General features: G+C 53.1%; 27 protein-coding genes. 14 read left to right on the top strand and 13 right to left on the bottom strand.

Translation table 11 applies throughout. The features are described from left to right. Positions 1-19 precede the first annotated feature (19 nt). Positions 20-1,198: an acetyl-CoA C-acyltransferase FadA gene (gene fadA / locus ACFFLD_RS13490; protein WP_386041486.1), complete on the top strand. Its 1,179-nt coding sequence runs from the start codon at positions 20-22 to the stop codon at positions 1,196-1,198. Between the two features lie 142 nt (positions 1,199-1,340). On the opposite strand, the gene ACFFLD_RS13485 is transcribed toward fadA, so the two are convergent. Then, complete coding sequence (locus tag ACFFLD_RS13485) at positions 1,341-2,429, bottom strand: histone deacetylase family protein (RefSeq protein WP_386041483.1); 1,089 nt, start codon at positions 2,427-2,429, stop codon at positions 1,341-1,343. Between the two features lie 118 nt (positions 2,430-2,547). Further along, a complete protein-coding gene (locus ACFFLD_RS13480; protein ID WP_386041481.1) occupies positions 2,548-3,024 on the bottom strand; it encodes a flavodoxin family protein in 477 nt (158 codons plus the stop codon). 116 nt (positions 3,025-3,140) lie between these two features. On the opposite strand from ACFFLD_RS13480, the gene ACFFLD_RS13475 reads away from it, so the two are divergent. The 4 genes from ACFFLD_RS13475 to ACFFLD_RS13460 all read left to right on the top strand — a co-directional run bounded on the left by ACFFLD_RS13475 (position 3,141) and on the right by ACFFLD_RS13460 (position 5,086). After that, the gene (locus ACFFLD_RS13475) at positions 3,141-3,515 is read left to right on the top strand and encodes a thiol-disulfide oxidoreductase DCC family protein (protein WP_386041479.1); all 375 of its coding nucleotides are present in this window, start codon (positions 3,141-3,143) and stop codon (positions 3,513-3,515) included. 209 nt (positions 3,516-3,724) lie between these two features. Beyond that, positions 3,725-4,111: a hypothetical protein gene (locus ACFFLD_RS13470; RefSeq protein ID WP_386041477.1), complete on the top strand. Its 387-nt coding sequence runs from the start codon at positions 3,725-3,727 to the stop codon at positions 4,109-4,111. 56 nt (positions 4,112-4,167) lie between these two features. Continuing rightward, on the top strand, positions 4,168-4,644 hold the full coding sequence (locus ACFFLD_RS13465) for a YbhB/YbcL family Raf kinase inhibitor-like protein (RefSeq protein WP_386041475.1): 477 nt from the start codon (positions 4,168-4,170) through the stop codon (positions 4,642-4,644). Between the two features lie 100 nt (positions 4,645-4,744). Then, on the top strand, positions 4,745-5,086 hold the full coding sequence (locus ACFFLD_RS13460; protein ID WP_386041473.1) for a zinc ribbon domain-containing protein YjdM: 342 nt from the start codon (positions 4,745-4,747) through the stop codon (positions 5,084-5,086). Positions 5,087-5,298: 212 nt separating this feature from the next. Here the strand turns inward: ACFFLD_RS13460 and ACFFLD_RS13455 are convergent, their stop codons facing one another. Then, positions 5,299-5,502, bottom strand: coding sequence for a putative motility protein (locus tag ACFFLD_RS13455; RefSeq protein ID WP_386041471.1), 204 nt, complete (start codon positions 5,500-5,502; stop codon positions 5,299-5,301). Between the two features lie 330 nt (positions 5,503-5,832). Here ACFFLD_RS13455 and ACFFLD_RS13450 point away from each other — a divergent pair, with 330 nt between their 5' ends. From ACFFLD_RS13450 to ACFFLD_RS13420, 7 genes are all read left to right on the top strand, one after another. Continuing rightward, a complete protein-coding gene (locus ACFFLD_RS13450; protein ID WP_386041469.1) occupies positions 5,833-6,297 on the top strand; it encodes an SUF system Fe-S cluster assembly regulator in 465 nt (154 codons plus the stop codon). 79 nt (positions 6,298-6,376) lie between these two features. After that, positions 6,377-7,819 carry a Fe-S cluster assembly protein SufB gene (gene sufB, locus ACFFLD_RS13445; RefSeq protein ID WP_386041570.1) on the top strand — a complete coding sequence of 481 codons (1,443 nt, stop codon included), beginning with the start codon at positions 6,377-6,379 and terminating at the stop codon, positions 7,817-7,819. A gap of 74 nt (positions 7,820-7,893) precedes the next feature. Further along, the gene (gene sufC, locus ACFFLD_RS13440) at positions 7,894-8,643 is read left to right on the top strand and encodes a Fe-S cluster assembly ATPase SufC (RefSeq protein ID WP_386041467.1); all 750 of its coding nucleotides are present in this window, start codon (positions 7,894-7,896) and stop codon (positions 8,641-8,643) included. Next, positions 8,640-9,980 carry a Fe-S cluster assembly protein SufD gene (gene sufD / locus ACFFLD_RS13435; protein WP_386041465.1) on the top strand — a complete coding sequence of 447 codons (1,341 nt, stop codon included), beginning with the start codon at positions 8,640-8,642 and terminating at the stop codon, positions 9,978-9,980. The genes sufC and sufD overlap by 4 nt, the downstream gene beginning before the upstream one ends. Before the next feature lie 26 nt (positions 9,981-10,006). Then, positions 10,007-11,272: a SufS family cysteine desulfurase gene (locus ACFFLD_RS13430; protein WP_386041463.1), complete on the top strand. Its 1,266-nt coding sequence runs from the start codon at positions 10,007-10,009 to the stop codon at positions 11,270-11,272. 49 nt (positions 11,273-11,321) lie between these two features. Beyond that, positions 11,322-11,891, top strand: coding sequence for a putative Fe-S cluster assembly protein SufT (gene sufT / locus ACFFLD_RS13425; RefSeq protein WP_386041461.1), 570 nt, complete (start codon positions 11,322-11,324; stop codon positions 11,889-11,891). An 18-nt stretch (positions 11,892-11,909) separates the two neighbouring features. Beyond that, on the top strand, positions 11,910-12,629 hold the full coding sequence (locus tag ACFFLD_RS13420) for a SanA/YdcF family protein (RefSeq protein WP_386041459.1): 720 nt from the start codon (positions 11,910-11,912) through the stop codon (positions 12,627-12,629). Positions 12,630-12,646: 17 nt separating this feature from the next. Here ACFFLD_RS13420 and ACFFLD_RS13415 read toward each other — a convergent pair whose 3' ends face one another. The 4 genes from ACFFLD_RS13415 to ACFFLD_RS13400 all read right to left on the bottom strand — a co-directional run bounded on the left by ACFFLD_RS13415 (position 12,647) and on the right by ACFFLD_RS13400 (position 15,647). Then, a complete protein-coding gene (locus ACFFLD_RS13415) occupies positions 12,647-13,093 on the bottom strand; it encodes a hypothetical protein (protein WP_386041457.1) in 447 nt (148 codons plus the stop codon). 88 nt (positions 13,094-13,181) lie between these two features. After that, positions 13,182-14,090, bottom strand: a complete 909-nt coding sequence (gene rimK / locus ACFFLD_RS13410) for a 30S ribosomal protein S6--L-glutamate ligase (RefSeq protein ID WP_386041455.1) — start codon at positions 14,088-14,090, stop codon at positions 13,182-13,184. A 42-nt stretch (positions 14,091-14,132) separates the two neighbouring features. Next, positions 14,133-14,573 (bottom strand): ATP-dependent zinc protease family protein, encoded by a 441-nt coding sequence (locus ACFFLD_RS13405; protein ID WP_386041453.1) that lies wholly within the window; start codon positions 14,571-14,573, stop codon positions 14,133-14,135. A gap of 36 nt (positions 14,574-14,609) precedes the next feature. Continuing rightward, positions 14,610-15,647: a DUF3549 family protein gene (locus tag ACFFLD_RS13400; protein WP_386041451.1), complete on the bottom strand. Its 1,038-nt coding sequence runs from the start codon at positions 15,645-15,647 to the stop codon at positions 14,610-14,612. Between the two features lie 355 nt (positions 15,648-16,002). Between ACFFLD_RS13400 and ACFFLD_RS13395 the strand changes: the two genes are divergently transcribed. Then, entirely contained in the window at positions 16,003-16,335 is a 333-nt protein-coding gene (locus ACFFLD_RS13395) for a YqcC family protein (protein WP_386041449.1), read from the top strand. Positions 16,336-16,418: 83 nt separating this feature from the next. On the opposite strand, the gene ACFFLD_RS13390 is transcribed toward ACFFLD_RS13395, so the two are convergent. The 6 genes from ACFFLD_RS13390 to ACFFLD_RS13365 all read right to left on the bottom strand — a co-directional run bounded on the left by ACFFLD_RS13390 (position 16,419) and on the right by ACFFLD_RS13365 (position 24,394). Continuing rightward, positions 16,419-17,045, bottom strand: a complete 627-nt coding sequence (locus tag ACFFLD_RS13390; protein ID WP_386041447.1) for an OmpW/AlkL family protein — start codon at positions 17,043-17,045, stop codon at positions 16,419-16,421. A 229-nt stretch (positions 17,046-17,274) separates the two neighbouring features. Then, complete coding sequence (gene putP, locus ACFFLD_RS13385; protein WP_386041445.1) at positions 17,275-18,765, bottom strand: sodium/proline symporter PutP; 1,491 nt, start codon at positions 18,763-18,765, stop codon at positions 17,275-17,277. A 300-nt stretch (positions 18,766-19,065) separates the two neighbouring features. Then, a complete protein-coding gene (putA, locus tag ACFFLD_RS13380) occupies positions 19,066-22,257 on the bottom strand; it encodes a bifunctional proline dehydrogenase/L-glutamate gamma-semialdehyde dehydrogenase PutA (RefSeq protein WP_386041443.1) in 3,192 nt (1,063 codons plus the stop codon). A gap of 164 nt (positions 22,258-22,421) precedes the next feature. Continuing rightward, positions 22,422-23,240: an AraC family transcriptional regulator gene (locus ACFFLD_RS13375; protein WP_386041441.1), complete on the bottom strand. Its 819-nt coding sequence runs from the start codon at positions 23,238-23,240 to the stop codon at positions 22,422-22,424. Between the two features lie 68 nt (positions 23,241-23,308). Then, entirely contained in the window at positions 23,309-23,668 is a 360-nt protein-coding gene (locus tag ACFFLD_RS13370; protein WP_386041439.1) for a hypothetical protein, read from the bottom strand. Between the two features lie 318 nt (positions 23,669-23,986). Continuing rightward, positions 23,987-24,394 (bottom strand): CBS domain-containing protein, encoded by a 408-nt coding sequence (locus ACFFLD_RS13365; protein WP_386041437.1) that lies wholly within the window; start codon positions 24,392-24,394, stop codon positions 23,987-23,989. Between the two features lie 302 nt (positions 24,395-24,696). On the opposite strand from ACFFLD_RS13365, the gene ACFFLD_RS13360 reads away from it, so the two are divergent. Further along, on the top strand, positions 24,697-25,260 hold the full coding sequence (locus ACFFLD_RS13360) for a YqaE/Pmp3 family membrane protein (RefSeq protein WP_386041435.1): 564 nt from the start codon (positions 24,697-24,699) through the stop codon (positions 25,258-25,260). Positions 25,261-25,341 lie beyond the last annotated feature (81 nt).

Raw genomic sequence — 25,341 nt, 5'->3', positions numbered from 1 at the left:
CACCCATAGGAGTTATAAGATGAGTTTGAATCCGAGAGATATTGTGGTGGTTGACGGTGTTCGTACCGCCATGGCGAAAGCCAAGAATGGTGCTTTTCGTAACGTTCGTGCTGAAAACCTTTCCGCCGCCGCAATGCAGGCATTGTTTGCCCGCAATCCCAATCTGGATCCGTCAGAAGTGGATGACGTGATCTGGGGCTGCGTTAACCAGACGCTTGAACAGTCCATGAACATTGCCCGTAACGCGGCTATCATGACCGGTATCCCCCGCACGGTGCCTGCACAAACGGTTAACCGCCTGTGTGGCTCTTCGATGACGGCACTGCATATCGCGGCTGCCAACATCAAAGCCGGTATGGGTGACTTCTTTATTATCGGCGGCGTGGAGCACATGGAGCACGTCCCCATGGCTCATGGCGTTGACGTTAACCCGGCGGCCAGCAAGTACGCGGCTAAAGCGGCCATGATGATGGGCTTAACCGCCGAGCTGCTCGGCAAGATGCACGGCGTTACTCGTGAAGAGCAGGATAAGTTCGGCGTGCGCTCTCACCAGCGCGCCCAGGCGGCAATGGAAAAAGGCTATTTTGACAACGAGATTATCGGTGTCGAGGGCCACGACCAGCGCGGCTACAAAGTCATGGTAAATCGTGATGAAGTGATTCGTGAAGACGCCAGCCTGGAATCCATGGCGAACCTGAAGCCTGTCTTTGATCCGCGTAACGGCACCGTTACGGCAGGCACCTCGTCAGCGTTGTCGGTAGGCGCCTCAGCAATGGCGGTGATGAGCTATGAGCGTGCCCAAGCGCTTGGGCTAGAACCTATTGCTCGCGTGCTATCCACCGGCGTGGCGGGTTGCGATGCATCAATCATGGGCTATGGTCCGGTACCTGCGTCGAAGAAAGCACTTAAAATTGCTGGTCTTTCCGCCGCCGATATTCAGACGGTCGAGCTTAACGAAGCCTTCGCCGCTCAAGGTATCCCGGTACTGAAAGATTTAGGTTTCCTGGATGCGATGGACGAGAAGGTTAACCTGCACGGTGGCGCCATTGCCTTGGGTCACCCGTTGGGTTGTTCAGGCTCGCGCATTTGCACCACCTTGTTGAACGTGATGAAACAGCGTGACACTACACTGGGCCTAGCCACCATGTGTATTGGCATGGGCCAAGGTGTGGCAACGGTGTTTGAACGGCTGAAATAATCGCAACGCCAACGTTAGCGATTAGCTTGAGTAAGAACGCAACGGCACCTTGAACTGCACCCCAAGAGTTGGACACTCATCCAACGATTGGGGTGTTTTTCATGGCGGCTATCGCAAACCTGCCGTTGTCGCTTTTTTTGTCCTACTCAGAGAGAAAGGCGGTGCGGTGAAAATCCGCGGCGGCGTCGACTTCTGCAATGCCGCAAGTGTCAGGCACCGGCACGGTGTTACCCGCCAGTACTGCGAGCACCGATCGCGTTCCATTTGCCAGCGACTCCAGGTTATAACCTCCCTCTAAGACGAAGACCAGGCGGTCGTCACAATGCTGCTTGGCCAATTGCTGTAAAAAACCTGTTAGTGCACCAAACCCCTCATAGGAAACATTCAAGGCCAAATCGTGCCAGTGGGGGTCAAAGCCCGCTGACACTAAAATGATATCGGGTTTAAACCACGCCGCTGCCGGTGCCAGAATATCCCGAAACGCTTTGAGATATGCCTCATCACCTGCCCCCGCTGGCAGCGGCACATTGATGGTGGTGCCTTCGCCCAGCCCAGCACCTACCTCTTCCAGGTGCCCAGAACCGGGGTAGAAGGGCGCGGCGCGATGGACATCAAAAAACATCACGTCGGGTTCCGCCCAAAAAATATCCTGGGTGCCATTACCGTGATGAGCATCCCAGTCGACGATCAGCACGCGTTGACAGCCCAATGCACTACGCGCATGGGCTGCGGCGACCGCGACATTGTTAAATAAGCAAAAGCCTCGAGCACGCACTGGCTCCGCGTGGTGTCCGGGGGGGCGCACGAGTGCAAACGCACTTTTCGCACGCTTTTCCATCACCGCTTCTACGGCGGCAATGGCGGTTCCCGCCGCCACTTCGGCAGCCTCAATACTGCCAGGGGAGACAGCCGTGGTATCCACATCCAGCCATGCATTTTTACCCCGCAGACTAAAAATTTCATTCAGATATGAGGTGGTGTGTACCCGGGCTAATTGCTCATGGGTGGCGGCTTTGCCCCCTTCGATCTGTAATCCCGCAATCGGTGCTTTCTCAAGTAGCCGCTGGATGGCGATTAGTCGTCCGGGATGCTCTGGGTATTTCCACGGTACTGGAAGTCCAGCCAGCAGATGACGAATACGTTTATCGATCCGCTGGGGTAAAAAATCGGCCTCGATATTGGGTTCGTGTTCGAGTACACGATCATCATAAAAGGCAATGACGTTATGCATAATGGCTACCTGACATACGTTTGTTGGATAAACACAACCGTAAAACGGCATTGGCGACGGCTGGCCAGAAAACGGCGGTCGCAACCTGCGTATCTACAGTAAGGCAGGCAATGCCAGGTTATACAATGCCACTTTCAACACTAAACGCTAATGTCATGCTCAGTTCTTCTACCTGATCGGCAAACGTCGGCTGCCACTCCCCTCGTAAAATCAGCGGTGGCTGAACCCAACGCCAGCGAAGGCCGGTAACAATGCTTTCCACTGCACGCTGGGTGCCCGTACCGTCATGTCCTGCGCGGATAAAGAGTGCGCAGGGCAGCCCCTGCTTCTTTTCTAATACGGCATAATAGGTGCGATCAAAAAAATCCTTGAGTGCACCGCTCATGTAGCCCAGGTTCTCAGTAGTCCCTAGCACAATGGCGTCACAGGCAAGTACGTCCTCTGGACCTGCTTCTAGTGGGGCTTTGACCACACAATTAAGCTGTTCAAGATCTTCGTGGCTGGCGCCTTTGTAGGCGGCTTCACGCAGTCGCTGGGTATTGGGTGAGGGGGCGTGGGCAATGATTAATAGCTGTTTACTGAGAACGGGATTCATCGGCAAGGCCTAAACGAGAGAGCATTTGTTAAAAGTTTGCGCAACCATCAGCAGATGTCACACTACACAAGACATAGTGTAGACAGTGACAAAGCGTCTTGATGCAGAGAAATCCTATGATCGATAAGACTTCAATCAGCGTTTTCTATGATGCCCAGTGCCCGCTTTGCCGCAATGAGCGGCGACGCTACGAGCGTTGGGCGGGTCACCGTGCAGATGATATTCAATGGCTTGATGTAAGCGAACATGAGCAGCTTCTGCGTGATAAAGGCGTGGACCCTTTCATGGCGCTGCGTTCTCTGCATATCGAAACCGCGCAAGGGACGCTGATTGAGGGAATTGACGCTTACCGGGTATTGATGCGTCGTATCCCTCCATTGGTGCCGATCGCTTGGGGCATTGGGCTACCGGGTATCAAAACAGTCCTAAGAAAGATGTATGATAACTGGGTAAAACGCCGCTTAAAAAAACAGGGGCGGTGGGTTACTTAATCGCGAGGACAGGGAAAAAGACCATGCAGCAATACGCGCTAAATAGATGGGGACTCGGGATATGCCTCATAAGTAGTCTATGGTTATCAGGCTGTGCTGGCGAAATGAGACCGGCGCCCACGCCTAATCAAGCGCAAGCTGACGCGGCGCTCACACCCGCATCACCGAGTGCACCCAGCATGGTAGCTAACACGCGGCCAGCAAACTCAATGGCGAGTGAGTGGGTGCCGCCGTTATTGAACAGCCCAGAAGAAGAGGCGTCTTACTTCGTTAGTCGGTTAGCTGATCGGCGTTTTATCACCTACTACGGCGATAATGACAACCGCCGACCCTGGTATACCGCTGCTGAGCGGTTAGGGGAGCTTGGTCTGCCCGCTGTACCGTTACTGTTTGCTCGCTTGAATACCACCGATGAATATGAGCAGATGTTGGTGCTTTATGCCCTGCAGTTGGCCACTCAGGACCCTCAGCTGATGGTGAGGACTCGCGGCGACTATGTTCAGTTAAAGGTGGTTCTCGATCCTGCATACAATGCTGAGAATGTCGCCACGGCTCAGCAGTGGTGGCAGCAACACGAGCAGCAACTGACTCGCTGACAGCGTGGCCAGGGTAGGGTTGGCGAGTATTTATTCGATTGACTAAGGAGAGCAGCATGGCATTTGCACTTTCAACGATGAAGGTTTCCAGTTCCGCGTTTGCGAACCATCAGATGATTCCTTCCAAGCACACGGGCGAAGGTGACAATGTCTCACCCGCGCTGGTATGGCACGATGCTCCAGAGGGAACTCAAGGCTATGCGGTCATATGCCATGATCCCGATGCTCCGCTGGTCAATGAGGGCGCTTATGGGTTTGTACACTGGGTGCTCTATAATTTGCCTGGTGATCTATTTGAACTAGCCGAAAATACGCCGGTGGGTACCCAGGGCATGAATGACGGCGGCAAACCTGGCTATACGGGCCCAATGCCGCCAGAGAGCCATGGTTTACACCATTATTACTTTTGGGTACTTGCACTCGATCACCAGACCTCCCTCCCGGAGGGGCTGACGCTTGCTGAGCTACTCAAGGAAGTAGAGCCGCATTTGCTGGGTATGAACCGCCTAGTCGGCACTTATCAGCGCGGCTAATAACGCTTCGGCTGGACATTTTGCGTAACCCGTGTAGGCTCCATCGCTTTCTTAGACCTTATTAGGGTCTTTTGTATTAGCCTTACGATGGAGCCATCCGATGAGTGATCTGCCTAACTGTCCTGCCTGTGCCTCGGAATTTAGCTACGACGATGGGCTTCAGTATGTATGCCCGGAGTGTGGTCATGAATGGTCGAAGGTCGCCGAAGAGGAGGGCAGTAGTGAGTCGTCCAGCGTACGCGATGCCAACGGCAATGAATTGGTCGACGGCGACAGCGTGACAGTGATCAAGGATCTGAAGGTGAAGGGTAGTTCACTGGTCGTTAAAGTAGGTACTAAAGTGAAAAGCATCCGCTTGGTCGACGGAGATCATGATATTGACTGTAAAATCGACGGTATCGGGCCAATGAAACTGAAATCCGAGTTCGTCAAGAAGGCTTAACGCCCAAGCGCGATGTTAAAAAGTAGTGCTGAGGAGAGGCTACTTTTTTGGCGCGCTCCGCCAGGCCCGCTTACTAACAAAACCGATGGCTAACAAAACCGGTGATTAAAAAAACAGCTCCCTGCTATTAACAAGAATAGCAGGGAGCTGTTTTTTTTGACTCTCACATTATTTAACTATCGCAAAAACTATCGCATTAGCTATCGCATTAATTATGCAGTGGTATTGATGAGCGTGCCGACGCTGCCACTGGTGGCCAGCATGGGTTCCAGTGAAATGGTTTCCATCAACGCGCTAATATGTGCGGCTTGCCCGTCTAGTGCTTCCTTGAAAACGCTTAGCTGGGCTTGCTGGGCCACCTGCGCCTGCTGCATCGCCAACGAGGCGTTGACCATATTGTTAACGGCTGAATCCATCTTTTCATCCTCAGTTAGCGCCAACGTGGCTGGGTATATAGCCAGCTACAATGAAGGCCATCAATACTTATAACTATCTGCAAATTACCCGATGCTGGCATGCTATGCAAAGGCTGATGTCAACGTAGGGATAATAACCCGCCATCCTTAATGATAATGATTGTTGTTTTTGTTGCTATCGGCGTCGAACGTGCTGTGATTGCACGTAAATTGTTATCCATTTCGCTCTGGGGCTTCACATCAAATTTATACAGGACTAAAATGGTCCTCAATTAGCGCTCTGGTTATTTAATTAGTGGCGCATTGACAATCACATTGAGGGGAGTCGACATGCTTAAGCTTTCTCGGCTGACAGACTATGCGGCGGTAGTGATGGCGCAAATTGCCCGTCACCCGCAGGCATCGCATGCGGCGGCTGAGCTAGCTGATGCCGTGCAGTTGCCCCATCCAACAGTAAGTAAAACACTCAAAATGCTGGTACGTGCAGGCCTGCTGGTTTCTCAGCGCGGCGCTCAAGGCGGATATCGGCTAGCTCGGCCAGCATCGCATATTACCGCCGCCGATATTATCGCGGCGATTGAAGGGCCTGTGGCCATGACCGAGTGTAGCCAGGCAGAAGGCGATTGTGAGTTGGTGGCGACCTGTAGCGTCGCCGATAACTGGCAACGAGTCTCACTGGCGATGCGCACACTGCTTGAAAGCGTGACGCTGGCGCATTTGGCCGATACAGCACCGATCAGGCTGCCTGTGCAATTACCTATTCAAACGATCAGCCTGTCGGCGGCGTCGGCCTAGACGCCGCGTACGTACAGCAGGCCTTAACTTATTAATGAAGGCGATAATCTCGCCACCCAACTGCCCGGAGGGTATCACCATGGCAAGCGAAGAAATGGAACAGTTGGTTCGTCGCGAATACAAAGACGGTTTTGTAACCGATATTGAAAGCGACACCTTGCCACCTGGCCTGGACGAAAACACTATCGCCTTTATCTCCAAAAAGAAGGGCGAACCGGAGTGGATGCTGGAGTGGCGCCTGGACGCTTACCGTCAGTGGCTGAAGATGGAGGCACCTTCGTGGGCGCATCTTGATTATCCGCCCATTGATTATCAGTCTATCTCTTACTTCAGTGCACCCAAGCGCCCGGAAGACCGCCCGCAAAGCTTGGACGAGGTGGATCCCAAGCTGCTTGAAACCTATGAAAAGCTGGGCATTCCGCTGCATGAGCGGGCCGCACTGGCAGGTGTCGCCGTTGACGCTGTATTCGATTCTGTCTCAGTGGCAACGACCTTCAAGAAGCAGCTGGGTGAAGCAGGGGTGATTTTCTGCTCCATTTCAGAGGCTATTCGCGACTACCCAGAGTTAATCAAGCAGTACCTGGGTACGGTGGTTCCGGTGGCGGATAACTATTTTGCCGCACTCAACTCGGCGGTGTTTACCGATGGCTCTTTCGTGTTTGTGCCGGAAGGTGTCACCTGCCCGATGGAGCTGTCGACCTACTTCCGTATCAACGCAGCCAATACCGGCCAGTTTGAGCGTACGCTGATTATTTGTGAGAACCGCGCCCAGGTCTCCTATCTGGAAGGCTGTACTGCCCCAATGCGTGATGAAAATCAGCTTCACGCTGCTGTGGTCGAGCTTGTCGCCCTGGATGACGCTTATATCAAGTACTCCACCGTGCAGAACTGGTACCCCGGTGATGAAAACGGGAAAGGCGGTATCTACAACTTTGTTACCAAACGCGGTGATTGCCGTGGGGATCGTTCACGGATCAGCTGGACCCAGGTAGAAACCGGCTCCGCGATCACCTGGAAATATCCTTCCTGTGTGTTGCGCGGCAAAGAGAGTATTGGCGAATTTTACTCCGTTGCGGTGACGAACGGACGTCAGCAGGCCGATACCGGCACCAAAATGATTCACATCGGTGAGGGCACGCGCTCTTATATCGTTGCCAAAGGTATTTCAGCAGGTAGAAGCGATCAATCCTATCGCGGCTTGGTGAAAATCGGCCCTCGCGCCAAAGGCGCACGAAACTTTACCCAGTGCGACTCGTTGCTGATCGGCGATACCTGCGGTGCGCATACCTTCCCTTATCAGGAAATAGGTAACAGCACAGCGACGATCGAGCACGAAGCGACCACCTCGAAAATTGGCGAAGACCAGCTGTTCTACTGCCAGAGCAGGGGTATCTCTGAAGAAGACGCTGTCAGCATGATCGTTAACGGCTTCTGTAAAGATGTTTTCCAAGAGCTGCCGATGGAATTCGCGGTCGAAGCCGAAGCGTTATTGAGCGTTACCCTGGAAGGTGCGGTTGGCTAAGCGTTTAACTGCTTAGGTCTGTTAATTTTATCTGTGTCGCTGTTGCGGCTCGCCAGAATTAGAAGGTAATCAAAATGTTGCAAGTGAATGATTTACACGTCACCGTCGATGGGAATGAGATTCTTAAAGGCTTAACCTTAACCATCAATGCGGGTGAAGTTCACGCCATTATGGGGCCAAACGGCGCGGGTAAATCGACACTATCGGCGGTCATCGCCGGTAAGGATGGTTACGAAGTTACCCAAGGTACGGTTACTTTTGAAGGTAAAGACGTGCTGGAAATGGAAATTGAAGAGCGCGCCCAGGCGGGCCTGCTGTTAGGTTTCCAATACCCTGTCGAGATTCCAGGGGTCAAAAACATCTATCTGTTGAAGTCCGCCCTTAACGCTCAGCGTGTCGCGCGTGGTGAAGGAGAAATGCCTGCGCCTGAGTTTATGAAGCTGGTCAAAGAAAAACTGGGCTTTATGAAAATGGACGCCAGCTTCCTTCAGCGTGCCGTTAACGAAGGCTTCTCTGGTGGTGAGAAAAAGCGCAACGAAATTCTGCAAATGCTGGTACTTCAGCCGAAGCTAGCCATGCTGGATGAAATCGATTCGGGGCTTGATATCGACGCGATGAAAGTCGTGGCCGATGGCGTTAACAGCCTGCGTAATGAAGACCGCGCCATTCTGCTGGTCACTCACTATCAACGTCTGCTGGATTACATTGTGCCGGACAAAGTTCACGTCCTTGTCGATGGCCGTATCGTGAAAACCGGCGACGCTGAATTGGCCAAGCAGCTGGAAGCTAACGGGTACGAAGGTATCGAGGAGTCGGTGGCATGAGCGATACGCAAACCTTTCTAGAGACGTTAAAAGCACGGAGTGCGCTCCATCAGGCGGAGCCAACGTGGATTGCGGCGCGTCGTCAGGCGGGTGCTGCGCGTTTTGAAGCGATGGGATTTCCTACCCGTCGAGACGAAGAGTGGAAATATACCGATGTGCGCTCAATTGCGCAGGGTAATTTTGCGGTGGCCGATAACGCTGAATTCTCGCCCGCCAGCGCCGCTGCATTAACACTGCCGATCGAGGCTTACCGGTTGACGTTTGTCGATGGCGTTTACTCATCTGCACTTTCTGATGTGGATGGGCTGCCGTCAAGCGTTCAGGTATTACCACTCTCCAAAGCGCTGAGTGACAACCACGAAGCGGTTGGCGGTCCCCTTGGCCGCTTGACCGGGGTGGATTTCTCGCCGTTTGCCGCGTTGAACACGGCCTTTATGGAAGAGGGTGCGGTGATCCGCATTGCCCCAGGCACGGTCGTTGAAAAGCCTATTCTACTGCAGTTTTTATCGCGCGCTGGTGAGCCAGTAATGAGTCATCCCCGCGTACTGGTGGAAGCCGGTGGCCGCAGTGAAGCAACGCTGATCGAGCATTACACCGGCGAGAGCGACGCGGCTAATTTCACCAACGTGGTTGCCGAGTTGATGCTCGACCGTGGTGCGATCCTGTCACACTATAAGCTGCAAGAAGCCCCGTTGGGCGATATGCATATCGCCAGTATTCACGTTGAGCAGAGTCGCGATACTCGCTACACCTCCTACAACCTGAGCTTGGGTGGGGCGCTGGTGCGTAATGACTTGATCAGTGATCTAAATGGTCAGGGTGCAGAAACCAACTTCCTGGGCTTGTTCTTTGGTCAGGGCCGCCAGCACGTCGATAATCACACCAAGGTCAATCACAATGCACCGCTGACGTTCTCTAATGAGAACTACAAGGGCATTCTGGATGATCGCGCCCATGGGGTGTTTAACGGCAAGGTTTACGTCAAGCGCGATAGCCAGAAGATCGAAGGCTTCCAGAGTAACCAAAACCTGTTGTTATCGGATCGCGCACACATCGATGCCAAGCCCGAGCTTGAAATCTACGCTGACGACGTTAAGTGCTCACACGGCACGACGACAGGTCAGTTGGATGAAGAGGCGATCTACGCGTTGCGTACCCGGGGTATCGACGAAGCTACTGCACGTGGTTTGTTGACTCTCGCCTTTGCTGGCGAAGTGCTGGATAAAGTCGCCCTGGATGAGATTGCAAAGCGTGTCGAGTTAGCGGTCGCGGGTAAATTGCCAGAGCGATTCAATCTTGCTGGGTTGGTTGAAGCTGCGGTCGCACTGAACGACTAGCACATCGACTATATGAGGAGTGTATGATGCTACATGCCGCTATTGAGTCGACACCCAGGCTTGAGCAAGCGCCTTTTGATGTCGCGCGTCTGCGCCAGGACTTTCCGGTATTGAACCGTGAGGTTCACGGTAAGCCGCTGATCTATTTAGATAACGCAGCTACTAGCCAGACGCCTCAGCAGGTGATTGACGTGTTTAGCGATTACTATTCACGCTATAACGCTAATATTCATCGTGGGCTGCATACCCTTGCCGATGAGGCGACGGCGGCATTTGAAGGCACCCGTCATAAGGTTCGCTCGTTTCTCAACGCAGAAGATGCACGTCAGATTATTTTTACTCGCGGCACCACCGAAGCGATTAATCTGGTCGCTCAAAGCTGGGGGCGTACCCATCTCGCCCCTGGCGATGAGGTGCTGATTTCGATGCTGGAGCACCATTCCAACATCGTACCCTGGCAATTGCTGGCAGCCGAGATCGGATTTACCATTAAGGTGATACCTGTTAAAGACGATGGCTCGCTGGACATGGACGCCTATCGCACGCTGTTGAGTGAACGGACTAAGCTAGTCGCGGTCAATCATGTCTCTAATGCGTTGGGTACTATTAATCCCGTGCAGGAGATGTCAGCACTTGCCCATCAGTATGATGCGTTAATCTTGATTGATGGTGCTCAGGCCACGCCGCATCAGCGGGTCGATGTCCAGGCAATCAACGCCGATTTTTATGCCTTTTCAGGCCATAAAGTGTATGGGCCAACCGGGGTTGGCGTGCTCTATGGGAAGCAAGCGCTGCTTGAGGCCATGCCCCCATGGCAGGGCGGCGGCGAAATGATCAAAACCGTCTCCTTTGATGTTGGCTCCACGTTTGCCGATATTCCGCATAAGTTTGAAGCCGGCACCCCCGCCATAGCCGAGGTGATAGCCTTGGGCAGGGCGCTTGAGTGGGTCGAGAGTGTTGGGGTGGAGGCGATAGGTGCTTGGGAAGGCGTATTGCTTGAGCATGCCACACAGGCGGCGAACCGTATTGATGGTATGCGGATATTGGGCACCGCGCCGCAAAAAGCGGGGGTGCTTTCGTTTGTGGTGGATGGGGCTCACTCCCAGGATATCGGTCTGTTGATTGATCAGCTCGGCGTGGCTATCCGAACAGGCAATCACTGTGCGCAGCCATTACTGACTCATTTTGGTGTGGAGGCTACCTGCCGGGCTTCGTTTGCGGCGTATAATACGCTGGAAGAAGTGGATAGCTTTATTGAAGCACTCCATCGTGTCATTGGTATGGTGCGCTAAGGTCAGTTCTTTAAGGCCAGCTCTTTGAAGAACGTTTTTAAGGACAGTTATGGATCTCGAGCAAGTCGCCAGTCTCGAACGAGGCCAGCAGTTACCGCTTCAGCGCGATGTCGACGCTATTGCGATACCGTTTGGCAAAACAGAAACGCTAGCTGAAGATAGTGTTGTTAGCGTTATGCAAGCGAAAGGGAGTTCGGTGAGCGTTGGTTTCGAGGGGCGTCTCTACTTGATTGAGGGGCGCAACCTGGACGCCTTGGGCCTTGAGTCGCTGCCTCGGCCGACGCTTCCAGAGACTGCGAGTGAAGAAGAGATCGAGCAGTTCGTATGGGAGCAGTTACGCACCTGCTTTGATCCTGAGATTCCCGTCAATATCGTTGACCTGGGTCTGGTCTATGGCTGCCGGATTGAGCGCCTTATCAGCGGTGATCGGATCGCCACGATACGCATGACGCTAACGGCGCCTGGTTGTGGCATGGGCGATGTCATTGCTGCTGATGCACGCAATAAAATCCTAGGTGCTCCCCAAATCAGCAAAGTACACACTGAGATTGTCTTCAGCCCCCCTTGGAGCCGTGACATGATGAGCGACGAGGCAAAGCTTGAACTCGGCATGTTCTAATTCCCGGCTGGGCGCTGGATGCACAACGTGATGTTGATCTGGTTGAAGCGTTTGTTAATGTCGCTAGGAGCCATGTTGCTTCTGGCGACATTGCTGTTTATAGCCGGTAATTTTTGGGTGCTGGCGACCACTGCCGCCTATATAGAACGAAAACCTCAGCAATGTCTGCCAGCTAAAGTGGGCATTGTCTTTGGCACTTCTAACTGGACGCGAAGCGGCGTGCGTAATCCCCATTTCCATGCGCGCATGCGAACCGCGACCACGCTGATCGACGTGGCGCAGGTCGAGCATTTATTACTGTCAGGAGATAACCGAACTCAAGCCTATAATGAGCCACGCGCCATGTGGCGCGAACTTTTTCGGCGAGGTGTGGATCCTGATCAATTGACGATGGATTTCGCCGGTTTTAGCACGTATGACACGTTAGTGCGGGCACGTGACGTCTTTCAATTGGATAAAGCGCTATTAATTACCCAAAGCTGGCATCTTCCTCGAGCGGTGTATATTGGCCGGGCGCTAGGTATGGACGTGACTGGCTGTGTGGCCGACGACCCCACCATCAACGTGGAGTGGGGCTTAAGACTGCGCGAGTGGACGGCGCGCGTCGCGACCCTGGGCGATCTCTATCTATGGGGGAGAGAGCCGTATTTTCTCGGTACGCCAGAGCCCATTGAGTTGAGGAAACGGGCGCCCATCGATCTCATTTTGCCCTCCCTGGATAAGCGCTTTAACCCTTAACCGTTGGGCGAGCCATATCAGCGGTGGGTTTTGCGCTTTTGTAGGGCGTAAAGCTCACGAATCAGCTTACGGCAACCCTGCATGCACTCTTCCACTACCGGCTCTATCGGGTCGGGTAGCGGATGGGTGTACAGCGAGGAGAGAGCCTGCATCAACACTCGCTCTTGTTCAAGCAGCTCATTGATCAACACTTGGCTATCGTTGCCCACAAAGCTTTTTAGACGACTCCAGAGCCATAAAAAGTCATCGCGTTCAACGTCTGCATCGCGTGGCAGCATTTTTAAATGCGCACGGGCGAGCTCCTGTAATTGCCGCATCTGCTTAAGCCGAGCCTCGTAATGCGGTTTTAAAGCATCGCGCAGGGAGGGGCGCAGGCGTTCAATATTATCTTGGAAATAATCAATGCTATCGGCCAGCGCTTCCAATACGCTGTCCATCGCCACTTGGCGATTATCGAGAAACATGAGCGTCTACCTCCTTCGGTGACGCAGATTGTGGGGGGGGCAGCGTCGTTTTGCCACCCCCAAATCGGATTATTTTAATATTTTTGCCTTAGCCTTTAGGCTTGGGCGGCGCTTTACGGGCTGGCGTGGCGTTTTTTTCGATATGTTCGATGATCATGCCCGCAATATCCTTACCGGTGGCGTTCTCTATGCCCTGCAATCCTGGCGAGGAATTCACTTCCATAATAACCGGGCCATGGTTGGAGCGGAGCAAATCGACACCCGCTACTCGAAGCCCCATCGCCTTCGCGGCGCGAATAGCCGTCGAGCGTTCTTCGGGGGTAATCCGAATAACGCTTGCAGTGCCGCCGCGATGGAGATTAGATCGAAATTCACCCTCGGCTGCCTGGCGTTTCATTGATGCCACCACTTTGTCGCCGATAACAAAGCAGCGAATGTCAGCGCCGCGAGCTTCTTTGATGTACTCCTGCACCATGATATTGGCTTTCATGCCCATAAACGCCTGAATGACTGATTCAGCCGCCTGGTTGGTTTCCGCCAAGACCACGCCAATGCCTTGGGTGCCTTCAAGCAGCTTGATCACCAGAGGAGCCCCTTTGACCATGGTGATCAAATCGGGAATATCATCCGGCGAATGTGCAAAACCGGTAATGGGCAGCCCCAGCCCTTTGCGCGACAGCAACTGCAGTGAGCGTAACTTATCCCGTGAGCGAGTAATGGAGACATTATCATTGATAACGTAGGTGCCCATCATCTCAAACTGGCGTAGTACCGCACAGCCATAAAAGGTGACAGAAGAACCGATGCGCGGAATGACGGCATCAAAGTGCTCGATCTCTTCCCCTTTATAATGAATAGAAGGGTGGTGAGAGGTAATGCTCATATAGCAACGCAGTGTGTCCACCACGCGTGCGGTATGACCGCGCTGCTCTGCCGCTTCGACTAAGCGGCGGGTAGAATATAAATTGCGATTGCGTGACAGTAGGGCGATATGCATGTAGGAGACTCCGAGCCTATCGTAAGGCAACTAATAAGAGAATTAAGGCTCACCGTGCAAAAAAGCAGCACCCGGTGCGACCAGCAGGCGACGCATAGCGCGGCGTCCTAGCAGCATCGGATGGCGCATATTGCTGCGGTCAGTCAGGGTCAGTTCAACTGGAAAATTCAGGTCACCCATGTGCATCGGGGTACGGATAACATAGCGCCACTCGCTATGACCATTGGAACTGGTTACCCGGCGTCTATCATGCAGGTGCAAACTATAACGGTGGGCCGGTGTTGTCGGCCCGCCGCTATGAGTAATAAAGCTTACCCACAGTTGGCCCTGCTCATCTTCGTGAGTCTCAATGTCTTCTGCATGTAGGGCAGACGTTCGCGCGCCTGTATCTGCTTTACAGCATAGGTGAAGCCCTAGTTCAGGTAAGGTCACCATCTCCCGGCGGCCAATAACCGCTTTAGCCTGATAGGGTAATTCCTTCACGACCTACTCCTTGCAAATAAAAGTGACAACATCAGGTTAACTGTTCCTGTGTGACATCATTGTTGTCAAACGGCGTTGAATGGGAGTGCCTTCATGCGCATCGCGTAGCGCCATCATTACCGGTAAGCGTAGCCTTGGAATAAGCGCAATATCCCGCACAACGGCAGCGAAATCGGTACGCTCATCTTCTGCTAACCGCTGTAGAAACAGAGGCAGGCGCTGAGCGTCTTCAAGGTATGTCCAGCCACGTCCGGCCATGGCGGCCAGCACATCCGGACCGCACACCGCTGCATCGTTAAGCAATGAGGTATACCACTCGCCTGCTTCAACTGCATGGGTGCTTCCGACGGCACGCAGGCACGCACATAAGGTTTCTATATCGCCTTCTTGTGCAGCGATCTCGCCGCGTTGATGCAGTGCAGACACCAATGTGGCTGGCAACGGTTGGTGTTCTAAACAGTAGCATACCGAGTGGATAACGGCGGTAGGCAGAGAGGTAAATGCCTTTGCTAGTGATTCAGCGTCATCTGCTTCCATGCGCACTACATAATCGGCAATTCCCTGTAAGCCCAATGCTTGCCAATCAATATGCTGCTGGCCACTAAAATAAGCCTCAACCGGCTCAAAGTGCTGGCTGGCTGGCAACCCACTATCAAAAGTGGCGCGCGCATTGAGCATCGCCTGGAAAGTGATGCTGGGAGTGAACGCGAGTGGATTATCCTTCATTAAATGATCCACGTCCGCGGTTTTTTCACGTCCTACTTGCGAAACGTTGCGGCCCAGGGTTTCAAGTAGACGATTCAAGAAAGCATCGCGTTGCGCTGGGACTAGTATTCCCTGCTCATCTAACGGCAGCGCTAAAAACCAGATGGCAGGTTCGGGCATGTCGCCCAAGCGAAACAAAATGGCTAGGCGTGCCTGGCCTTTCCAGGGCTCAGGCCAAGGCGCCTCGCCACGCTCGAAGGGGGCGAGAAGCTGGCGAGGGCAGGCGGTCACATGGCGGCCCATGTGGTAGAGGGAAACCTCGGCGCCACTTCGGGTAAAAAACTCATCAAGAGTGTGAATCGGTTGCATGACATCCTTCCGCGTTGCAAGTCTGCACTCTACCTTGATGATCTAACACTGTCAGCCGTCGACATTGAGAAAACTGGTTTTAATGACCCGTTTTAAGGACTTGCTTTTATGCCCATAAAAGAGGTTGGGTTACGTTCATGACAGTACGGTTAAAAAATAAACAACGTTGCGAAAGGTGCATGAGAGTAGCGTCTGCGACACCTTTCCATAGTTTATCCACAGGCTCGTGCAGGTTTTCTGTGAGTCTATGGATAACTTTCCACAAAGGTTGATGAGTGGTAAGACGTCCGCCGAGTGGGGATAATGGGTCAGCGCAACCTTTTTTTTATATTTTGAGGTAGTCACAAACGACGTTATGAGTACTTATCAACCATTGCAGACTGCGCTTCTTGAGCTTGAAGCATCAATGAAGGCCGCTGATCTATGGCGTATGCCGACACCGGATGCAGACGCCTTCGAGAGCGTACAACCCTTTTGCATCGACACGATGTCGTTGCCCCAATGGATACGTTTTGTATTTATTGCCCGTTTGAACGCCTTGATCGAGGCTAATGCTGCCATGCCTGCTAAATGCGAGGTTGCTCCTGCCGTAGCGGCTTACTTGCAGCAGGAAAAAACACCTGCTCATCACCAATTACTGATAGTGCGCGCGGTGGAGAGGGTGGATCAAATCGTGACTGAAAGCTGAGGGGAGTGATGATGCCAACCAAAAAGCCTGCTGGAAGGCAGGCTTTTAGGGTTATGCAGGCGATAATGCGCTGGGAGGGCAGCTTAGAAGCGGTAGCTAAGACCTGCCATGACCACAACAGGGTCTATCTCAACGGTGCCTGCGGCGGCACCATTGACGCTTGCATCGGTATCAATGTCGAGATACCAGGCAGCGGCGTTTAATGCCCAGTGATCATCAATAAGTAGATCAACACCTACCTGACCCGCAGCGCCCCAGGAATCATCCAGGTCTAAATCACCGATGGCCAGCTTTTCATCAGAAAAGCGTGTGTAGTTAATACCGGCACCTACATAGGGCTGAACGCGGGATTCAGTGCCGCCTAAAGGATAGTATTGCAGGGTCAGCGTCGGCGGTAGGTGTTTGGTAGAAGCGATATTGTCGCCATTTAGATGAATGTCATGTTCAAAGGGCAGTGCCGCTAACAGCTCGACGCCGATCTTGTCGTGGAAGCGATAGCCTAAGGTGAATGCGAAATTGGTTTCATCCTGTACATCAACGGCAAGCGCACCATCGGCTAAAGAGCCGTTGTCGCTTTTAGGGGCTACTTTGGCCACGCCAACACGGGTAAAGAAGTCGCCAGCACCATAGGCGAATGCCTGGCTGCTGGTCATCATTGCCGCAGCGGCAATACTGGTCACGAGTAGAGTAGGCAGGGCGGCTTTGCGCATGGGTTCACTCCTGGTTGCAAACGGGCGGCTTTTATTAGTCGCTCAATGATGCATATGAGTGTAACGAGGCAGGCAGGTGGGGATATTGATCCAGGGCAAGAGTTGTAAGGCTTAGCCAACGCAGGAAAAAATGCCTTTAAAACGCATGAGGCCTTCCCTTGATGACGTACACCACGGGAAGGCCTCATGATCCATCTATAACGTTATTGAGACGGTGTCTCTTACTCGCTTAACGTTCAATATGCTGATATTCACCCGCGTCGGCGGTAATGTTACTGACCACCACGATGGCAATTAACGACGCAATGAAGCCAGGAATTATCTCGTAAACACCTGGGCCGCCCATAAATTCGCCATTCCAGCCTAGCGCAATCCAGATCATCACGGTGGCGGCACCCACCACCATGCCAGCGATAGCACCTGCACCGTTCGTACGCGACCACATCAGTGACAGGATGATCAACGGGCCGAAAGCCGCACCAAAGCCTGCCCACGCGTTACTAACCAGGCCAAGCACCTGAGAGTCAGGGTCGGATGCAATGACGGCGGCCACCAAGCCAACCAGCACCACACAAATACGGCCGACGGTCACACTTTCTTTCTCGGTGGCTTCTTTGCGCAGGAACAGGCGATAGAAATCCTCGGTCAGCGATGAAGAAGACACCAGCAACTGGCTGGAAATGGTGCTCATGATTGCTGCTAGTAGTGCCGCAAACAGGAACCCAGTCACTAGCGGATGGAACAGCAGGTTCGCCAGAATGATAAAGATCGTTTCAGGGTCCTCAATTTCCATACCGTTACGCACGGCATAGGCGCGGCCGAATAAGCCAAGCGCAACAGCGCCGATGAGTGAGATAAGCATCCAGCTCATGCCGATGTTACGGGCCACCGGAACATCTTTTAGATGGCGAATGGCCATGAAGCGCACGATGATATGCGGCTGACCGAAATACCCAAGCCCCCACGTGACGGCAGACAACCAACCGATCAAGGTCAGGCCGTCAGTCCACGAGAGCAGCGTTGGATCTACTTCATTCAGGGTTTGTGAGGCTTGCGAGAAGCCACCGCCCCCTTCACCAAACAGCACCACCGCTGGCATGATCACCAGTGCCAGCATCATGATGCAGCCCTGTACGAAATCCGTCATGCTCACGGCAAGAAAGCCACCAACAACGGTATAGACCAGCACCACGCCCAGGGTAATGATGATGCCTACCGCGTAGTCGCTTAAACCGCCGAAATTGAAAATGCCGGAAAACGCGCTTTCAAATAGTTTGCCGCCCGCCACCAGACCTGATGCCGTGTAAACCGCAAAAAAGATCACGATAACGATAGCGGATACCGTTCTCAGCGACATTGCCCGAGTCGGGAACCGATTTGCCAGGAAAGACGGAATGGTAATCGCATTCCCATAGTGAACCGTCTGTTCACGCAGGCGCGGTGCCACCAAGGTCCAGTTAAAGAACGCCCCTACGAGCAGGCCGATGCCGATCCAGGCGGACCCCAGGCCAGAGGCAAACATTGCGCCAGGTAACCCAAGCAGCAACCAACCACTCATATCCGACGCACCCGCCGATAGGGCGGCTACTTGCGGACTGAGCGTTCTACCGCCCAGTACGTAGTCTTCGGACGAAGAGGTCGCTTTGCGCATCGCATAAACGCCGATGGCCACCATGAGCGCAAAGTAAGCAGTGAGACTAATCCATACACCTATAGCCATGTAACTTCTCCAGTTCATTAGGGCGGAGCTAGCTCCGCCAGGTTAGTGCGCTTACCGAGAAGAGTCTGGTAGAGGCGCGGACTTGTTGTTGTTAACCCTTTGCTTAATCACGTTACTGGCCTTAGTGACCGTCCGCGAAAGGTGCTGTCAAGGTGGTGACGGGTACGTTGGTAAGTAAAGAACCCTGTGCCCCCCATAAGGCCTGGAAAGGACTTACGTATGAGGGCAATCCCTATATTATTGTCGATCATGAAATGGTTTCCTGTTCATGGGGTCAGGTGAGTGGAGTCGATGAGCAATTTACTCATCGCCCAGCGCCAGTAGCGACGCATTCCCGCCTAACGCGGCGGTGTTGTTAGTCACCGTTTTTTCAGTCACAAAGCGCTGGAGGTAATGGGGGCCACCGGCTTTAGGACCGGTGCCGGAAAGCCCTTGCCCACCAAATGGCTGTACGCCAACCACTGCACCTATGATATTACGGTTGATATAGATATTGCCTACGCGCATTTTCTTCGCTATTTCAGCGGCAAATGATTCATTACGGCTATGAATGCCAAATGTCAGCCCGTAGTTGCGACCATTGATGTCGTTAATGACCTTGTCGAGTTCGCTGGATTTATAGCGCACGATATGAAGGATTGGACCGAACTGTTCGCGCGTGAGGGCGTCGATGCTGTCGATAGTGAACGCTACCGGCGGCACAAAGGTGCCCTCCTGAGTATGCTCAGCGGCCATAGGTGTTTCCGCTACCAAGCGGTTCTCAGCTTTCAACTGTTCTATGTGTTCGAGCAAGCCCTTGCGGGCATCTTCGTCGATAACTGGCCCTACATCGGTACCCAAGTCGCGTGGGTCGCCAATGCGCAGCTCATCCATAGCCCCTTTAAGAATTTCAATCACCCGGTCGGCAACGTCGTCTTGAAGGTACAGCACGCGCAGTGCCGAACAGCGCTGCCCCGCGCTCTGAAACGCTGATTGAACGACATCCACTACCACCTGTTCGGGCAGTGCCGTTGAGTCGACAATCATGGCATTCATGCCGCCGGTTTCAGCAATCAACGTGGGCAGCGGGGCGTTTTCACGCGCTGCCAGCGCGCGATTGATGATATGGGCCGTGTCGGTACCGCCAGTAAATACCACCCCGGTAATGCGTGGGTCGGACGTCAGCACGCTGCCCACCGTGGGGCCGTCACCCGGCAAAAGCTGAACGACATCTCGCGGCATGCCTGCTTCATGGAGCAACTCAATGACCCGATGAGCAACGATGGAGGTTTGTTCGGCTGGCTTGGCCAGTACGGTATTGCCGGTGACCGCAGCGGCGACTATCTGCCCGCAGAAAATGGCGACTGGGAAATTCCACGGGCTGATTGCCGCGAATACCCCTTTGCCGCTCATCATCAAACGATTGGATTCACCGGTGGGGCCGGGCAGCACGATGGCTTCGCCGAAATCTTCCTCTGCCCGCATCGCGTAGAAGCGACAGAAGTCGACTGCCTCTTTGATTTCGCCGACACCATCGGTAAGTAGCTTGCCACCTTCTCGCGAGCATAGTGCCATCAGTTCCGGCATATGCTCTTCCATCAAATCACCTAGACGGCGCACAATAGCGGCGCGCTCGGCCACCGGCGTGTCATTCCAGCGAGGGTAGGCAACCCAGGCGGCATCCAGCGCTTTAGTGGCTTGCTCTTTACTGGTCCACTGGACGCTACCCACGCGTTGGCGACGGTCATAAGGACTTGTAATGCTATGGGTATTGGCGGCATTGTCGGCGACATCAAAGGCCAATAGCGGCTTGGCTGGGTACTGTTTATCCATAAACGCCGCCATTTTTTCCATTAATGGATAGTAGTGGCTACGAATATTGAGATTGACGCCGTGTGAGTTCCGCCGTTTCGGACCGTAAATATCTTTGGGCAACGGAATGTTCATGTTGGCCAAGTGTTTCTGTTTGAGTAGGGTCTCGATTGGGTGCTGGCAAAGTGATTTGACAGGCACATCAGGATCGACAAGCTGATGGACAAACGATGAGTTGGCACCGTTCTCAAGCAGGCGACGAACCAAGTAGGGAAGGAGATCCTTGTGAGCACCTACCGGCGCATAAATACGGCAGTAAGTACCTTTTGGTGCACGCTCTAGCGCCGCCTCATAGAGCGCTTCGCCCATGCCGTGCAGACGCTGAAACTCGAAGGGACGCTTGTTATCGTTGGCTAATTCCAGAATGGTCGTGATGGTATGGGCGTTATGGGTAGCAAATTGCGGGAAAATACGTCCACTGGTGTCGTTGGAAAGCAGGAATTGCGCGCAGGCTAAGTAGGCGACATCGGTACCCGCTTTGCGAGTAAATACTGGGTAGCCATCCACGCCTAGCTGCTGGGACTCTTTAATTTCAGTATCCCAGTAAGCGCCTTTCACCAGGCGTAGCGGAATTTCGTCACCCTGTAGATCCGCCAGGCGATTGATATAATGGAGTACCGGTAAGGCGCGCTTGGAGTAAGCTTGAATCACTAAGCCAAAATGGCCCCAGCCCTTGGCGGCTTCGCTCTCGTAAACCGCACGGAACACTTCCAGCGAAATTTCCAGACGATCGACTTCTTCCGCATCGATAGTGACGGCGACGTTCAGCGCCCGCGCTTGGGTAACTAATTTAATAACCGTGTCGACTAACTCGGCTAATACCTGCTCGCGACGACCAAACTCATAGCGGGGGTGAAGAGCAGAAAGCTTGATAGATATTGACGGTGCTGGCGTTTTATCACTTAGCGTTTTACACGCTTTACCCACTTGCTCAATGGCACGGGTGTAATCATTAAAATAGCGCTGAGCGTCGGCGCGGGTGCGCGCGGCTTCACCAAGCATGTCGTAGGAGTAGGTGTAGCCTTTATCGAATAGAGGCTTAGAGCGTTTCAAGGCTTCATTGATGTCTCGGCCAAGGACGAACTGCTTGCCCATGATCTTCATCGCTTCATACATGGCGCGGCGAATCACCGGCTCGCCCATGCGGTTGACCATGCGATTGATGAAGTTGGCAGGCTGGCCCTCTTTAGGATGATCCATTTTCAGCACGTGGCCGGTCATCAAAAGGCCCCATGTTGAGGCGTTGACCATCCAGGATTCGCTTTTGCCGACATGGGACTGCCAGTCAGCAGGGCCTAGTTTGTCTTCGATCAAGGCGTCGGCAGTGGCCTTGTCGGGAATACGCAGCATGGCTTCTGCTAGGCACATCAGCATCAGCCCTTCATGGGTATCCAGGCTGTACTGCTGGAGTAGCTCGTCAATGGTATCAACGGCCGTGTCCATTTTACGGACGTCTTCTACCAGTGCTGCCGTGTTGGCTTCAATGCGGGCAAAATCATCGCGGTTGGCATTCAGTACATCAATCAATTCGCTGACGTAGGCGCTTTCATCTACGAGGTAGTGGTCGCTAACGCGGGCCATGAGAGTATCGAGATCAGTTTGCCAGATGGCAGGGTCACGCATATTGTTGGCATTTAGCATTGAAGCCCCCGAAAGTCTTAAAGAGCGAATGGGTAACAGGGCATTACGCCCACGTTAATACGCGAATGTAGAGTGCAGCTACGTCATGTGTATGCTGGTTTCAAGGCAAAACGTGTCAATTTCATGGCAAACATAGGGTTTTTACGACTTTGGTATAAGGTTTGTTAACCTGCCAGCGACCCTACAGGGTGTTTCGATGGGCTAGGCGTAACGGAGGAAACATAACCTTGTCGCAATTTACGCGGTGAAAGGCCATAGCTACGTCGAAATGCATGAGATAAGGCGCTTTGATTGGCAAAACCCGTTTGAATGGCGATGTCCGTGAGGGGGAGGCGGCTTTGCAAGACCATCTGGCGAGCTGCGTTGAGCCGCTGGCGCTTGACGTACTGCCAGGGTGAAAGCCCTGTTTGTGCACGAAAACAATCGGAAAAATGCGCTTCACTCAAACACGCTAAACGGGCCAAATCAGCAACACGCAGGTCTTCGGCTAAATGCTGGCGAATAAACCGATTAATGCGTGCTAAATCCAGCCGCTGCTGACTGCTTTGGGTGGCAGTGCCCAGGCGTGCTTTAAGCGAACCCAGCAGTGTAGCCGCTAAACGGTCTTGCTGAAACGAGGTGGTTGACGTATCGAACCCTTGAGCCAGCTCGCTCTCCATAAAGGCTAAGTAATGGCGCAGTGGATTATCCAGGCCAAAAAAACGGGGGGCATCAAACAACGCCACTAATTCGCGGTTTTCACCGGTAAGCGCTGGCGCATCTTCAGGCAGGTCAAGGATCAGTTGTCGGTTATCCCCATTCCCAGAATAGAAGTGCTCGTGGTTAGCGGGCACTATGCAGCCCGAAAATGCATTGACGCGACCGCCCAGCCCTTCAATTTCAAATTCAGACGAACCCGACATGGTAATGACTATCTGATGAAAATCATGAGTATGGTGATGTGTTGCGCTGGCTAGGGGTAGTTGTCGAATAGTGCTGGGCATAACCGGTCTCCTGAACCGCAAGCGCTCTCACGAACCGCTGCTATCTATGTATCTATGTATCTATGTATCTATGGCTGGCGAAGGGCTGTATGGGCGGACAAATGATCACGTAGGGCCTTCAGCTCAGCTTGGCCCTCTTGATTGAGCAGCGGCTTGCCCTGAGCAATCATCCAGCGTCGGCCGTGTTGTTCCATTAAATGCGCGGCACGCCGCCGAATACCATCCAAGTACTCGTTATGCCGAATGGGATAGCCGATAATAGCGTTCCATTCGGTTTCGCTCACTTGGCTGCTGAGCGCTTTGTCGAACAGAGCCAGCAAATCTTTAGGCTCGGTACGATAACGAGGCGCACTTGAGGTCATCAGTACCAGCATTACCACGCCAAGCACCAGAACGCAGACTCCAAACACTAATAAATAGAGCGCCATTCGCTGTGCTCCTAGACATTACCCGTTAATTGATGACCGGCGATTATACGCTTGACCTCATGTGACATGAAAATTTTCCCTTTTTTGCGAACTTTTCCTGTGATGCCTGTCTGAGTTAGTACAGGCAACATCGTGATAGCAGTCGCTAAAGTTGTTGCCTTGACTCTATTGTTTTGATCCCTTGCTTCCGCTACTCACCGAGTAGCGGTTTTTTTTGACTGTTTTTTGGCTATTTTCATGTAGTCGTACAGCGCTCAATAAGCCGAGCTTAATATAAGCCGAGCTCAATATAAGCCCAGAACGACTCTACCTTGATTGTTAATGGCCACGCATCGCTAGAAGAGCAATGAGAATATCACGCCGCGTGACGATCCCGACCAAACGCTGCTGCTCGACAACCGGGTATACTTTGGGTTTGGCATTTAGCATTTCTTGAGCTAGGTCGGTAATGCATTTATTGGGCGATACGCTGAGCACGTCATGCCGCATCATTTCTTTTACCAAGGGTGCTTCATGATCGTGGTAAATACTATCAAGCACTCGACCCATAACATCCTGTTCGGAAATGAAGCCAATTAATCGATTAGCGTGATCGACGACCGGCGCGCCAGGTAAGCGGTGCAGGGCTAATCCTTTCGCCAAGGTGGTCACGGATGCCTCTGGGGAGACGCAATAGCAGTCACGGGACATGATGTCGCGGACAGTATTAGGGGCTGTTTTAGTCATTATAAACACTCCTTTCGCATCACGTTCAGCGCCGTTGAAAGCTAGGCTCTCCGATACACGCTCTGGTTGAAAAAAGTCCTATCAACATTAATCCTAAGAAAATGGCTGCCAGGTAAGCGGTGCTTTCTTATCCTTGGTCGTTTGCGCGTTAAAATAGATACCTCTTTTTACTGTAGGTGATTTGGCTCATTGCGTGTTGCCTGCAAGCTATCTTTATTCAACGCTAATGCGCGTATAAAGACGCTAAGCCGTCAGCGTCTACGCAATCAATGACCGTGAATTAACGAAATGAGGAGCATTCCATGGATGCCCGAGAATACCTAAATCGAAAGGGAGTGGGGGGCGACAGGGATCCTGATCGTCCAAATACCCTAGAAGAAAAGGCCTGGGAACGTGCCCGTGGCTCGGGACATCAACGACCTAAATCCGGGACGCCTCACGATTGGGAAGATTGGGAGCGCCATCACGATGATTTAGCCGACGGTGCAGAAACGCTTGAGCAAAAAATTGATAAAGAAGCCCATCGAGTGGCTCAAGAGCGGGCAGCAAAGGCCGCTGAGCCAGCTTCTGGTGCGGTAGAGCATTTCACCCCGCCGTCTAGTGAAGCGCCCTCAGTTGTCCAGACCGAGCCAGTTCAAAGCGAAACAGTTCAAACCGAACCAGTTCAAACGCCAACAACACCATCAGTAGCCGCGGAGCCAGGCGCGCTGAAAATAGCGTATTACGCCTTGGCGTTGCTGTTTCCCCCTCTCGCGGTCGGTTTGACCCATGGCGGTGCCAAGCGAGTGATGATCGCGGTGTTATTGACGCTGCTAGGATGGCTTCCCGGTATCTTGTATGCGTTTTGGTGGCTGCTAAAACGTTAACCAGGCCGTGTTGGTATGGTTTAGCGCTTGGCAGCCAAGCCTAGACGCGTATAATCCATGTAAACTATTTTGTGAGAAGGG

This window comes from Vreelandella sulfidaeris, from assembly GCF_042429665.1.
Lineage (GTDB): Bacteria > Pseudomonadota > Gammaproteobacteria > Pseudomonadales > Halomonadaceae > Vreelandella.
The sequence above is the reverse complement of the archived record's forward strand: the minus strand, read 5'-3'. Positions and strand labels throughout refer to the sequence as shown.

Coding starts and splice junctions, on each gene's coding strand:
- ACFFLD_RS13395 (WP_386041449.1), top strand. CDS start 16,003: ATGAGTACTTATCAACCATTGCAGACTGCGCTTCTTGAGCTTGAAGCA.
- ACFFLD_RS13400 (WP_386041451.1), bottom strand. CDS start 15,647: ATGCAACCGATTCACACTCTTGATGAGTTTTTTACCCGAAGTGGCGCC.
- ACFFLD_RS13460 (WP_386041473.1), top strand. CDS start 4,745: ATGAGTGATCTGCCTAACTGTCCTGCCTGTGCCTCGGAATTTAGCTAC.
- ACFFLD_RS13470 (WP_386041477.1), top strand. CDS start 3,725: ATGGCGAGTGAGTGGGTGCCGCCGTTATTGAACAGCCCAGAAGAAGAG.
- putA (WP_386041443.1), bottom strand. CDS start 22,257: ATGCTAAATGCCAACAATATGCGTGACCCTGCCATCTGGCAAACTGAT.
- sufD (WP_386041465.1), top strand. CDS start 8,640: ATGAGCGATACGCAAACCTTTCTAGAGACGTTAAAAGCACGGAGTGCG.
- fadA (WP_386041486.1), top strand. CDS start 20: ATGAGTTTGAATCCGAGAGATATTGTGGTGGTTGACGGTGTTCGTACC.
- ACFFLD_RS13420 (WP_386041459.1), top strand. CDS start 11,910: ATGCACAACGTGATGTTGATCTGGTTGAAGCGTTTGTTAATGTCGCTA.
- ACFFLD_RS13485 (WP_386041483.1), bottom strand. CDS start 2,429: ATGCATAACGTCATTGCCTTTTATGATGATCGTGTACTCGAACACGAA.
- sufT (WP_386041461.1), top strand. CDS start 11,322: ATGGATCTCGAGCAAGTCGCCAGTCTCGAACGAGGCCAGCAGTTACCG.
- ACFFLD_RS13455 (WP_386041471.1), bottom strand. CDS start 5,502: ATGGATTCAGCCGTTAACAATATGGTCAACGCCTCGTTGGCGATGCAG.
- ACFFLD_RS13430 (WP_386041463.1), top strand. CDS start 10,007: ATGCTACATGCCGCTATTGAGTCGACACCCAGGCTTGAGCAAGCGCCT.
- ACFFLD_RS13415 (WP_386041457.1), bottom strand. CDS start 13,093: ATGTTTCTCGATAATCGCCAAGTGGCGATGGACAGCGTATTGGAAGCG.
- ACFFLD_RS13390 (WP_386041447.1), bottom strand. CDS start 17,045: ATGCGCAAAGCCGCCCTGCCTACTCTACTCGTGACCAGTATTGCCGCT.
- ACFFLD_RS13450 (WP_386041469.1), top strand. CDS start 5,833: ATGCTTAAGCTTTCTCGGCTGACAGACTATGCGGCGGTAGTGATGGCG.
- ACFFLD_RS13360 (WP_386041435.1), top strand. CDS start 24,697: ATGGATGCCCGAGAATACCTAAATCGAAAGGGAGTGGGGGGCGACAGG.
- ACFFLD_RS13375 (WP_386041441.1), bottom strand. CDS start 23,240: ATGCCCAGCACTATTCGACAACTACCCCTAGCCAGCGCAACACATCAC.
- rimK (WP_386041455.1), bottom strand. CDS start 14,090: ATGCATATCGCCCTACTGTCACGCAATCGCAATTTATATTCTACCCGC.
- ACFFLD_RS13480 (WP_386041481.1), bottom strand. CDS start 3,024: ATGAATCCCGTTCTCAGTAAACAGCTATTAATCATTGCCCACGCCCCC.
- sufC (WP_386041467.1), top strand. CDS start 7,894: ATGTTGCAAGTGAATGATTTACACGTCACCGTCGATGGGAATGAGATT.
- ACFFLD_RS13370 (WP_386041439.1), bottom strand. CDS start 23,668: ATGGCGCTCTATTTATTAGTGTTTGGAGTCTGCGTTCTGGTGCTTGGC.
- sufB (WP_386041570.1), top strand. CDS start 6,377: ATGGCAAGCGAAGAAATGGAACAGTTGGTTCGTCGCGAATACAAAGAC.
- ACFFLD_RS13475 (WP_386041479.1), top strand. CDS start 3,141: ATGATCGATAAGACTTCAATCAGCGTTTTCTATGATGCCCAGTGCCCG.
- putP (WP_386041445.1), bottom strand. CDS start 18,765: ATGGCTATAGGTGTATGGATTAGTCTCACTGCTTACTTTGCGCTCATG.
- ACFFLD_RS13365 (WP_386041437.1), bottom strand. CDS start 24,394: ATGACTAAAACAGCCCCTAATACTGTCCGCGACATCATGTCCCGTGAC.
- ACFFLD_RS13465 (WP_386041475.1), top strand. CDS start 4,168: ATGGCATTTGCACTTTCAACGATGAAGGTTTCCAGTTCCGCGTTTGCG.